General features: G+C 23.6%; 10 protein-coding genes. 8 read left to right on the top strand and 2 right to left on the bottom strand.

What is annotated here, in order from left to right; translation table 4 throughout:
• Window positions 1-140 precede the first annotated feature (140 nt).
• On the top strand, window positions 141-911 hold the full coding sequence (locus QEG99_RS02560) for a leucine-rich repeat domain-containing protein (protein ID WP_280101638.1): 771 nt from the start codon (window positions 141-143) through the stop codon (window positions 909-911).
• 124 nt (window positions 912-1,035) lie between these two features.
• On the opposite strand, the gene QEG99_RS02555 is transcribed toward QEG99_RS02560, so the two are convergent.
• Complete coding sequence (locus QEG99_RS02555) at window positions 1,036-2,454, bottom strand: HEPN domain-containing protein (protein WP_280101637.1); 1,419 nt, start codon at window positions 2,452-2,454, stop codon at window positions 1,036-1,038.
• Window positions 2,455-2,473: 19 nt separating this feature from the next.
• Window positions 2,474-3,157 carry a potassium channel family protein gene (locus tag QEG99_RS02550; protein WP_280101636.1) on the bottom strand — a complete coding sequence of 228 codons (684 nt, stop codon included), beginning with the start codon at window positions 3,155-3,157 and terminating at the stop codon, window positions 2,474-2,476.
• Between the two features lie 66 nt (window positions 3,158-3,223).
• Between QEG99_RS02550 and QEG99_RS02545 the strand changes: the two genes are divergently transcribed.
• The 7 genes from QEG99_RS02545 to QEG99_RS02515 all read left to right on the top strand — a co-directional run bounded on the left by QEG99_RS02545 (window position 3,224) and on the right by QEG99_RS02515 (window position 12,457).
• Window positions 3,224-4,852 (top strand): TrkH family potassium uptake protein, encoded by a 1,629-nt coding sequence (locus QEG99_RS02545; protein WP_280101635.1) that lies wholly within the window; start codon window positions 3,224-3,226, stop codon window positions 4,850-4,852.
• Between the two features lie 8 nt (window positions 4,853-4,860).
• The gene (plsY, locus tag QEG99_RS02540; protein ID WP_280101634.1) at window positions 4,861-5,547 is read left to right on the top strand and encodes a glycerol-3-phosphate 1-O-acyltransferase PlsY; all 687 of its coding nucleotides are present in this window, start codon (window positions 4,861-4,863) and stop codon (window positions 5,545-5,547) included.
• A gap of 15 nt (window positions 5,548-5,562) precedes the next feature.
• Window positions 5,563-6,333 carry an MAGa3780 family membrane protein gene (locus QEG99_RS02535; RefSeq protein WP_280101633.1) on the top strand — a complete coding sequence of 257 codons (771 nt, stop codon included), beginning with the start codon at window positions 5,563-5,565 and terminating at the stop codon, window positions 6,331-6,333.
• Between the two features lie 96 nt (window positions 6,334-6,429).
• Window positions 6,430-7,362 carry a hypothetical protein gene (locus QEG99_RS02530; protein ID WP_280101632.1) on the top strand — a complete coding sequence of 311 codons (933 nt, stop codon included), beginning with the start codon at window positions 6,430-6,432 and terminating at the stop codon, window positions 7,360-7,362.
• 152 nt (window positions 7,363-7,514) lie between these two features.
• Window positions 7,515-10,043, top strand: coding sequence for a PTS sugar transporter subunit IIABC (locus QEG99_RS02525; protein WP_280101631.1), 2,529 nt, complete (start codon window positions 7,515-7,517; stop codon window positions 10,041-10,043).
• Between the two features lie 93 nt (window positions 10,044-10,136).
• The gene (gene pepF / locus QEG99_RS02520; RefSeq protein ID WP_280101630.1) at window positions 10,137-11,972 is read left to right on the top strand and encodes an oligoendopeptidase F; all 1,836 of its coding nucleotides are present in this window, start codon (window positions 10,137-10,139) and stop codon (window positions 11,970-11,972) included.
• A complete protein-coding gene (locus QEG99_RS02515) occupies window positions 11,972-12,457 on the top strand; it encodes an NfeD family protein (RefSeq protein ID WP_280101629.1) in 486 nt (161 codons plus the stop codon). The genes pepF and QEG99_RS02515 overlap by 1 nt, the downstream gene beginning before the upstream one ends.

Below are 12,457 nucleotides of genomic sequence, written 5' to 3'. Positions count from 1 at the left end.
TATAATGTCAATTTTTTGCTATTTTTGTCAAAAAAAGGAAAAATTTAGGAAAAACAGGCGATTTTTCCTAAATTATTAGATAAAAAATAAAACCATTTTATTTTCAAAATAAATTTTTAGAAAATGTTAAAATTATATTTATGAAAATTATCGATAAAACAAACGCTTTAGAAATTTTAAAAGATCCTAAATATTTAAAAGAAAGTGTTTTAGATCTTTCTTCATTGAGTGAACTAAAAGAAATTAAAGCAATGGCTTTTGCTGGCAAAAAAGAAAAAATAGATAAAATTATTTTCCCTGAAAATTTGCAAAAAATTGGTTTTGCTGCATTTATGGGCAATAAAATAAAAGAACTCATTTTTAATAGTAATTTACAAACAATAGAAGAATCGGCATTTGAAAGAAATGAAATTACTAAAATAGATTTGCCTTTGAAATTAAATGAAGTTTCTTCGTTCGCTTTTGCGCATAATAAACTTAAAAAAGTTAAATTTCATAGGTATATTTCTTTTATTCACGAAAATGCTTTTCTAGAAAATGAAATTAATACAATTACTTTTGATAAAAATGAAATTCTTTTTGATTTCAATCCATTTTGAAATAACAATATTCAAAAAATTATTATAAAATCTAACAATTTAATTAGAATTTCTAATAATATTTTCGAATATCATAAAATTAATATTTTTAAACTAGAAGATTGTTCTATTGAAAGATTCTATGAAATTAAAGATATTGAATTTTCGTTAGTTGATCATTTATTTAAATTTGAAAATTTTATTAATTTAAAACAAATTGAATTAATAAATGATTCTTTTTCTAAAGATAAAACTTTAAATCTATATTTTTACTTTTCGGGTCAAGAATTTAAAATATATAGTCAAGAGGCAATAGAAGAAATTGGCATATAATATTTTTATTATTTAAATTGAAACAAAAAAAAAAAAAAAAAAAGTAGCAGTTTAGTCATTGAATAGTGCTACTTTTTTAGTTAAACTATTTTAATTATTTTTTTTAATCAGTAAACTCTTGTTATTATTCAGATTCTTCATAAGAATGTTTTAGTAATTCTTTTTTTATATTTTTGATATTTATATTTTTTTCAATTTTGTCTTTGAGAATATTGTGATTAACCCCTAATTCTTTCAAAATTAAAAATCTCATAGCTTCATTAATATATTTGCATAAATATATTAGAGAATAAAAATTAAGAATTTTTCCGTTGAATTTTAAATCGTAATGAGTATAAAAATTCCTAGTATTAATAAATTTTTCGATCAAATTATTTATTATATTTTTATTATTTAAAATACCATCGCCTAAATTAGGAAACTTCTTTTGAATTTCTTTAAAAAATAATTTAGTTTGTTTTCTAAAACTCGCATTATTGGAATATTTAAGTTTTTCTTTTAATCACTTTTTATCCTCTTTATTTTGACTTTTCAAAATTCTATTTATTTTTTCATTAAATTTTTTATGATTCTCTTCTAATAAAACATTTCTTGTGTTTCTCATAAAACCTTCGATGGAAGAAGAAACATTTTTTATTAAATCATAACTATTAATATTTTTATTCAGCTTACTTAAATCCGTATAAATAGAATTTATGGAAATTTGAAGTCGATTTTTACATTTTATATAGTTATTATAAACATTTAATAAATCTTTTTTTACATCTTCTAATGAAATGATTTCTCATAATTTTAAATAACTATTTTCTTCGGTCATTCTATAATTAAATTTTCAATTAAAAACTTTCGCTATATTTTTATTTGATGAATTTACAAATGTCATATTTTTAATATCAACATCTTTGTTTATAAATAGCATTAACAAAGTTTGTATGTTGTTAATTTTTTCTAAATTTTTATAAATTAAATCAATCGATATTTTTTGTTTTTGAAAATTAAAACATACTGTGTAAACGAAATTAACTTCCAAAATTTTATTTTGATTTAAATTTGTATGAATATTTTTGTTAATTGAAATTATTTGACCTTTATTAGTTGATTTTCATAAATTTCCGTAATCAAAATTCAATTTAAGGTTTTTTTTATTTTTTTGATATTTTCAGCGATTATTATCGTTAACTCAAAAGTTTAATTTTTCTATTTCAAATAAAACTTTGTCCACTTCTTCATTTTTCTTGTAAATAGATTCGTATTCAATAAGAAATTTACAAGAAAGATGAACTCTAGAATATCCTATCATAAGAAAAGATTCCACTTTATCTAAAAAACAGTCATTTAATTCGTAGTATTTTCCATTTTCTCCCCTACCTTCTAGTTTTATTCCGTCAAATTTAGTTTCATTTATAAAAAAATCAAGATAAGAAAGCTCTAATATTACTATATTTTCATTTCTTTCGTCTATTAGAATTTTCCCGTTTATTAAAGTGTTTTTATCTGGATAGTAAAAATTGCATTTTGTAATTATTATTTTATCTTTTTTCATTTTTTCTATTATTTATAATTTATTTATTTTTTTGCTCAACTTTTCCAATTAATTCAAAAACTTTTGTTACATCATCTATTTTACCTATAAAAGTAATTAAATCTTCTTTTTGTAATTTAAAATTTCCATCAGGTAAATAGTGATTTCCATTTCTTTTTACCATAACAACTATTACATTATTAGAAGTAAAATTAGCTTTTTTAAGTGTTATGTCAAAGTATTTGCTTGAAATTAATTCAGTTGATCCAACAACATATCCACCTCCAAGTTCTTGTAAATCATTTGTATATTTCATAAAACTTTTATTAGTAGCTAATAATGCTGTTCTTATTCCGGCTTCCTCTTCTGGTCTAACGATAATTGGAACTCCGATTTGTTTTAAAACTCTGGCATGACGATGATTGTTAGCTCTAGCGATAATGTTAGTAATTTTTAATTCTAATAGTGCGGCAATAATTTCAATATTTTCAGTTAGAGCAACAATTACAGTATCAATATCATCAATCCCAATTGCTTCAAGTGTTTTTAAATCTGCAGCATCAGCTATATATGTAGATATTGCATAATCTTTAATTGGAAGTAAATTTTTTTCTTCTTTATCAATAACTATAACTTGCTTATTTAATTTATGTAGTTGAGCAATTATTGCATGACCAAATCTTCCAGCTCCAATCACACAAATACGGTCGTTTTTTCTCGCCATAAAATCCCCTTTTATTTTTTTTAAAATTAATTTAATCATTTTGTTATAAAATTATAAAATAAAATTATGAAAAAAAATAAATCAAAATTAAAAAATAAAAAAAATCTGAAAAGCAATTTAAAAAATATAAATGAAAAAATAAAATTTTTTTTCATTTTTCTTGCTGAATTAAAATACAAATTTAATAAAAAAGTAGGAAAAATAGGATATTTATTTATTACTTATTTTTTAATTACAATTATTGGTTCATTACTTTTATATTCAAATTTCTCTCAAACAAAACCCGGGACTATTAACTATATTGATTCGCTTTTCGCTTCTGCATCTGCATTTAGTGATACTGGTTTATCGACGAAAATAACGGCACAAGATTGGACGATGTTTGGTCAAACGGTTATCGCGATTTTAATACTTGTTGGTGGAATTGGCGTTTTTGCTATTAAGGTTTATATTATTAATTATATTTTTGGGTTTAAACTAGGAATTTTTCAAAAGGAAGTTTTATCTCTTGAAAGAAGATCTAATAAAATTGGAGAGCTTAAAGATGTAATTATTGTTTCGATCACAATAATGTTTATTTTAATTGTTTTTTCAACATTTATTTTCTTTTTTATTTTTTATTTTAGTGATGGTAATTTCGAAGTTTATGACAAAAATTTAAATCCCCAATACAATTTTAATTTATCACTAAGATTTGCAACATTTCATTCAATTAGTGCGCTAAATAATGCTGGGTTTGATATTATTGGAAATCATTCATTGGCACCTTATTATTCAAATTATCTTTTACAAATTTGAATAATGATATTATTTATAATTGGTGGAATTGGTTATCCTGTTATTTATGATTTATATCTTTGAATTGTTTCAATATTTAAAAAAAGCGAAAAAAAACACAAATTTTCTTTATTTAGTAAAGTTTCACTAATAACATATTTTACTTTATCGCTTTTAGGAATTATTTTAGTAATTACTTTTGAAACAACAAGCAAAAATGCAAATAATTTTTGAAATTTAAAAACCTCTAATGCAATTTATTGAGGTGATGGAATAAGTAAAAGTTATGATTATGGAAATGGTTTTAACAAAACATTTGCAATTATTTTTATAGTATTTTCTACTAGAAGTGCGGGATTTACAACATTTGATTTATATAATTTAACAGATACATCGCTAGCCATTTTATCAATTTTAATGTTTATCGGAGCATCTCCCGCATCCACTGCAGGAGGGATTAGATCAACCACTTTTGCAATTATTATTTTAAATTTATTTTCTATTATGAGAGGGAAAAAATCAACCCATATTTTTAAAAGAAAAATTAAAGGCGAAACAGTAAATCAAGCATCAATTGTTTTAATTCTTTCAATTTTATTAAATTTAATATCTTTTGGAATTTTAAATACATCATTTATTACTCATGGAGGTAATTTATTAACTCATGATTGAGAACATCAACCCACTGAAAGAGTTTATGGTTCGATTCATATCTTTTTTGAGGTTACATCAGCATTTGGAACTTCAGGATTGACAACAGGAATAACTGATAAATTAAATTATATTAGTAAACTTTCTTTATTATTAATTATGTTTATAGGACAATTAGGAATTTCTTCAACTATACTAGTTTGAGGAAGTAATAACAGCAAATTTTCAAAATATGAATATCTTGAAGAAGATATTGCTATTGGATAGGAGGAAAAATGGAAATATTTTATGCAATTTTAGTTAATGTAGTGGCATTAATTATTTGTTATTTTATAGGTTCTGTTAATGTTTCAATAATATTTAGCAGAAAAAAAAGAAATGAAGATATTAGAAATAAAGGTTCATTTAATGCTGGATCAACAAATGCTTTAAGAGTTTATGGTTCAAAAGTGGCATTACCGATTTTTATTTTTGACATTTTAAAAGCTTATATTGCAATAATTATTGTATGATTAGTGCATCATTATACAAAGGATTCTGTATTGGCTTTTAGTTTTTTAATTCCTCAAGCTGCTGGTTTAGGAATTATAATCGGACATATTTGACCAATTTTTTTCAATTTTAAAGGCGGGAAAGGTGCTGCTAGTTTATTGGGATTATTTTTTGGTTTTAATTTAGTGATAGTATTAATTGGAATAATTATTTTCGTTTTATTGGTATATTTTACAAGATATATTTCTTTAGGTTCGATCGTTGTTCCATTTATTTTAATTGCTTTAGGTTTTATTCCTTGATTTAGTATTGGACATATTTCTTGATTTAATTGAAAAGAAATTGAATATTTATATTGATTAAACCCTTTATTTATTTTAATATCACATATTTTTGTTGTTTATTCTCACAGAAGTAACATTAAAAGATTGATAAATAAAAATGAAAATAAATTTAAATTTAAAAAATAATGTAAAATTAGTTTTATGAAAAAAATATTTAACAATTTAATTAAAAACAAAACAAGTTTAATAATTTTTGTTTTTGGTGTTTTTATTTTGTTAACTTCTATTATATTCATGATTTGAAATATGGTAGATTTTAAAGATAACGTTATCACCGAAAACACAACTAAATTATTAATGAAAGATGTTTTAAAAAACTTTAGTTCATTTTTTTATTTTACTTATCAAAGTAACATTATTTTAGGAATTGCTTTAATTTTAGTTGCATTATTTATAGAAAATAAAAAATATTTAAGATTTTTATTTTCTGCAACAACCTTAATTACAATTACCTTTATTATTTATTGAGCTTTAATTTCTTGAACAAACGATTGAAATGATGTTCCAGAATCAATTAGATCCATAATAACACATGCAATTAATCCGATTTTAGGCTTTGTCGCTTTATTTTTAATTAAAGAAAAAGTGTTGGTAGATCGTAAGTTATTTATTCATACCGGTTTTTATGTTTTAGGATACTTTTTCTTTGGATTTATACTTTATTTTGCTACATATGACTATATTGTTAAAAATACAGGCGCAACAATTTATTCGTTTTTAAATTTTAACAAACCCTTATTTTATTCAGGTGGTAATCTAGCATTAATTATTTTCTTGGATTTAATAATGTTTATCATTGCTTTAACTATTCCTTTTGGATTAGCATACTTTTGAAAATGAGCTTATAAAATTAAAATCGACAATAAAAAATGTTATTTTCTAGATATTAAAAATAAAATGTTTAAAAAATAAATAAATGAATAAAAGAATATCAAGCTATCTTGATATTTTCTTTCATAATTTTTTTAAAAAATGTAAAATATAAATAAATTAATAAAAGGAATTTATATGTTTTTTAACTACAATAAAATTAAAGAAATAAACTGGAAATTACAAACAATCAAATTAATTTCTAATATTAGTGAATTTAAAGGTCGACAGGAACTTTATTTAAAAAATCCTACTGAAAATTTAAATAAATTAATTAAAAATGCCAAAAAAAATACTATTAAAGTTTTTTTAGAAACTAATAATTTTATGATTTTAGAAAAAGAATATAAAAAAATATTAAATAAAAATTATCATAATTTACTAGTGGATGTTTATAAAAATTTTTTAAATCAAAATAAATTTTTTAAAAATACTCCACTAGTATCAAGCGAAATAGTTGAAATTTTTAACTTACTTTTTAAAGATAAAATTAAAGAAAATAATCAAAGGATAAATCCATTTGCATTAGAAGCCTTGTGCGATAATTTAAATGTTTATTGCGAAGATAAAAATATGGAAATTTTAATTTTAATTGCTAATTTTTTATACGACTTTATTTCGCTTAATATTTTTTTAGATAAAACCAAATTTATTAGTGCATTATTAACTAATATTTTACTTTTAAAAAACGGTTATTATATTGGTAAATATATCAGCATTGAAACGAATATTTTAAGTAATTGAAAAATGTTAAATTATAAAAATAAATCTTTAACTGAAATAGATAATCGAATTTTATTTATTAATAATTTATTAAATATTATAAATCAGTGTTATTTAGAATTTGAAAATAAAGTTAAATATTTTGAAAGAAAAATTTCAATTAGTAAAAAGGTTGAAAAAATTATCGCTAAAAAAATTACAAAGTTTACAAAAGGAGATATTTTAAAATTATTGCCAGAAGTTAGCAACTCTTCAATCCAAAAAATTTTAAGTAAATTAGTAAAAGCTAATGTTATAGAAAAATTTCCTAAAGGCAAATATACCTTTTATATTAAAATAAATAATTAATATATCTAAAATAATATTTATTTCTAAAAAAAAAAAAAAAAAGCCGAATTATAGTATATATACAGTATAATTATTATACTTATTTAATTATTTTTAAAATTATGGACTTTAAACATAATTAAATAAGAAAAAAATAAAATGAAAGGAGAAAAATGAGTATAACTAAAAGGGAAAATAAAGTTAAAGTTAACAACAAAAACGGTTCAACTAAATTGAAGTTAATTTTGTCTAAAATTTCCGGAGCATTTATGCTACCAATTGCTGTTATGGCGATTGCCGGATTTTTCTTAGGTGTCGGGGCTACAATAGTTTCACTAGGAAAAGATAATGAAGGCGTAAGAGTATTCGGTTTATTTATTCAAAATTTAGGTGACCCGGTTTTTGGTGCTTTACCTATACTATTTACTGCAGCATTTGTTGTTTCGTTTACTAACGATGCGGGTTCTGCGGTATTTTCCGGAATTGTAGGGTATTTCATTTTTTTAGGACTACAAACACCATTTATAACAGAAGTTAAAGGACCATTATCCGATAAAAATTATGGATATAATGTTCTATTTAGCGCTGGTAGAGATTTAGATGCTTCAAAAGAAATTGTTAAATCACAATTCGGTATCTTATCACTACAAACTTCGATTTTTGGTGCGATTTTAGTGGGAATGATTGTTTCATATTTATACAATAAATTTTATACAATTCAACTTCCACAAATTATTTCGTTTTTCGGTGGAAAACGTTTTGTTCCTTTAATTTCAATAGTTGCAATGATACCATTGTCATTGGTATTTTTAATCTTTTGACCATGAATAGGAACAGCATTAAATTACTTCGGTAATTTATTAAATAGAGCTCCAGGGGGGCTTGAATCATTAGCATTTGGATTTATTGAAAGATCATTAATTCCATTTGGATTACACCATGCGTTTTATGCTCCTTTATGATATTCAGGAGTTGGGGGAGATGTAAATTCTCTATTAGCTCCTAAAATAGCATCAGGTGAGTTTGGAACTATTAACGATTATAATCCTGATGTATTAAAAGATGTATCATATATTACAGCTCATCAATTATTAGATCTAGTTAAATTAGAACCAGAAAAATGACAAGGTGATTCACGTATTTCTAATGCCGCAATTGGGCTAACAGGAAATAACATTGCTTATAATTTAAAAGATGCTTCAGGTGAATTTAAAACACATTATTTACCAGTATTTAAATTCTTCCAAGATGTTTTAGGACTAAAAATCGGAAGATATATGCAAGGTAAATATGCATTTATGCCATTTGCATTACCTGCAGCAGCTGGTGCTATGATAATGGCAGCGCCTAAAGAAAATAGAAAAATGGCAATTTCAGCTGTTGTTCCATCAGCACTAACATCAGTTGTTACAGGAGTTACTGAACCAATTGAATTCACATTCTTATTCTTAGCACCTTATATGTTCTGAGGATTCCATGCTGCTATGGCTGGATTAGCATTTATGTTTATGAACTTATTTGGAGCACATATTGGTATGTCGTTCTCAGGTGGTTTATTAGACTTAATTATTTACGGAATTGTTCCAGTATTAAAAGGAACACAATTCTGATGAGCAGCCGTTATCGGTCTTGTTTATGCACCAATTTATTACCTTGTATTTTACTATGTAATAAAATGGAAAAATCTTGAAACACCAGGTCGTGGATCAAATGTTAAATTATTTACAAAATCCGATTTTAATTCTAAAAAATCTGATTCAGTAGATAAAACTAAAAAATCAAATTTATCAAGTACTGAAAAAGAAATTGTATTAGCATTTGGAGGTTGAGATAATATTACAGGATACAACAACTGTGCTTCTAGATTAAGATACGATGTTGTTGATGTTTCTAAAGTTAACGAAGAAAGATTGAAACACGCAGGTGCCAAAGGTGTTAAATTTGCAGGTGGAAATCATGTTCAAGTTATTTTCGGACCAATTGCTGAGCAATTAAATTCTAAATTAAGTGCTAATAAAGGTGCAGATTTAGGAGAAAGTATTTTTGACAAAAAAGAAGAAACTAAAAAAGTTGAAGTAAATAGAGTAAACTTAGTTCAACAACAAAAAGTTGAAACTAAAGTTACACCTGCTCCTGCTCCAGTTGTTAAAATTCCAGCTGTGCAAAAACCAGTAGCAGAATCTAAACCAGTAGTTGAAACAAAATCTGTAGTTGAATCTAAACCGGTTTCAGATGGAAAAGTTACAAGTTTAAAAGGTGTTACATTTGGAATTGTTAGACCAATTGACAAACTTGAAGACGGAGTATTTTCTGAAAAAATGTTAGGAGATGGAGTTGCTATTTCAGTTCCAAAAAATATAAGAATTGCAAAAATCTATGCACCATTTGATGCGGTTGTGGCTTCAGCATTTCCTACTAAACATGCTTACGGTCTAACTTCAAAAGAAGGAATTGATGTGTTTATTCACATAGGAATTGATACTGTTAAATTAAGCGGAAAAGGATTTACTTCATTTGTTGAACAAGGTCAAAAAGTTTCAGAAGGCGATTTAATTGCTGAAGTAGATATGGAATATGTAAGAAAACATGTACCTGTAACTGATGTAATTTATACAGTTTTAGATAGTTCAGTAAAAAACAAGATAGAAAGTATTGAACAAGGAAGATTAACTCACGATAGAGTGGTAATGAGAGTTAAATAATTTCAGTTAATTAACAAACTACTAATTCATTTGGTAGTTTGTTATTTTTTTTACTATTTGTGATATTATTAAATTAAGAAAGGAGTATACAATATGAAAAAATATAATAAATATAATGAAATACCGGAAAAATATAAATTTGATTTAGAGGATATTTTAAAAAATAAATCTATTGAAAAAATGATAGAAGAATTAGACTTTTACACCGAAAGATTAATTTCTAATAAAGATAAGCAATATGAAAATATTGAAAACTTTTTAGAATATAAAAAATATTATAAAGAATATAAAATTTTCTTTTATAAAATATACAATTATATTTCTAATAAAAAAAATACAAACATCGTTGATCCATATATAAATAATTTATCAGGGATTTTAACAAATAAAAATGCTGAATTTATTAAAAATTTAGGTTCAGAAGAAAATAGATTTTTTCAAAATATTGAAAAAATTAATGTTTGAAAAGAAGATCCAAGATTGAAAATTTATAAAAAGGATATTGAACTTTCAATTGAAAATAAACAATATAAATTAGATGATAAAGTTGAAAATTATTTATCACAAATTTCAAAAGGAGAAATTTCTTTATATGAAACATTTTCAATTTTAAAAGATTCTGAAACTAAATTTAAAAATGTGTTTGTTTCTAAAACTAAAAGTCAAGAATTAAATTTAGGAAATTATCGTCAATTTTTAAAAAATAAAAATGAAGATATTAGAAAACAAGCATATAATAACTTTTTAGATGCTTATTTAGAAAGAAAACAAACATTTGCTTCATTATTAGAACAACATTTAAAAAATCTTTCTTCGCTAGCTTTAAGTAGAGGATTTAATTCATTAGTAGAAAAAGAAATTTATAAAGATAGAGTAAATAAAAACCTTTTAAAAACTGTTTTTGAAGCCGTTCAAAAACATAAAAATTTATATGATAAATACGAAAAAATCCAAAAGAAATTTTTTAAACTTAAATATAATAAAAAAATGCAAAAATGAGATAGTTCACTACCTCTAGTATCGGTAAAGCAAAATTATTCAGTTGAAGAAGCTCAAGAATTATTATATAAAGCAGTTGAACCGTTGGGAAATGAATATTTAGAAAAAGTAAAAAGTGCTATTGAACAAAGGTGAGTAGACTATCTTCCTGTTCAAAGCAAGCGTAGTGGAGCTTATTCAATTGGCGGTCATTATGAAATAGATAAAAAATATATTTTAATGAATTTTGATGGAACATTAGATTCGGTCTCCACTTTAGCACATGAAATGGGACATTCAATGCACTCGTGATATTCAGATAAAAGTCAACCATTTGAATTAGCTGATTATCCAATCTTTTTAGCAGAAATTGCTTCCATTTTTAATGAATTAATGCTTTTTGACTATCTATTTAAAAATAGCAAGAGTGACAAATTTAAATTTTATTTATTAGAACAATCAATTAAAGATTTTCTAGGAACAGTTGTTCGTCAGTGCAAATGGGCTAACTATGAATATAAATTATATGAAAAAATCGATTTAGGTCAATCGGTTAAAGGTTTTGAAGCACTAGAAAAAATTTATGTAAATGTAATGAATAAATATACTGACAATGAAAAAGAAAAAATCGGTAATAAATCTAACATTTATGCTGTGATAGTTCCTCATTATTATTATAATTTTTATGTATATAAATATGCTATTGGTTATATAGTTGCAAATGTATTTTTTCAAAAATATAAAGAAGAGGGACAAAAAGCGCTTGAATTATATATTAATGAATTTTTATCATCAGGATCAAAAGATTTACCTTTAAAAATTTTAAAAGATGCACAAATAGATCTTTATGATCAAAAAATTTATGAAAAAGCTTTTAAAATTTTAAGTGACAAAATTAATCTTTACAAAAAATTAGGTGAAAGAATTTTCAAAAATAAAAGAGGTGAATAATGCAAGATCAATTAATATTAAAATGAACATTTTTTTCAATTTGAATAGCGATAATTTTAATATTTATTATCATCGAACTTTTTACAAGCGGTATATGATCTGGATTAACTAGTTTATCCGCAATTCCTTCGGCAATATTTTCAATTTTTCTACAAGGTCAATGATGAGCCATTTTAATTCAAGTTTTACTTTTTTTAGTTTTATGAGTTTTAATTTACTTTTCATTATATAAATTTTTAAAATCAAAATTAAAAGCAACTAAAGAAAATATTAATCGTTTAAAAGGGTTTGTAAATGGGGAAAAATATAAACTAGTTGAAGATTCGTATGAATTTCAAGAAAGTGAAAATTCATTTGGAAAAATTAAAATCGATGGAAAATATTATCGAACTTTATCAAATGAAGGACAAGGAAAAATTGAAAAAGATTCGTGAGTTATAATAAAACAAGTTAAAGGTAATATTTTATATATAGAAAGGGGATAA

This window comes from Mesomycoplasma lagogenitalium (assembly GCF_029854295.1).
In the GTDB taxonomy this organism is placed as follows: domain Bacteria; phylum Bacillota_I; class Bacilli_A; order Mycoplasmatales; family Metamycoplasmataceae; genus Mesomycoplasma_A; species Mesomycoplasma_A lagogenitalium.
This window is presented reverse-complemented; position numbering and strand designations above follow the sequence as displayed.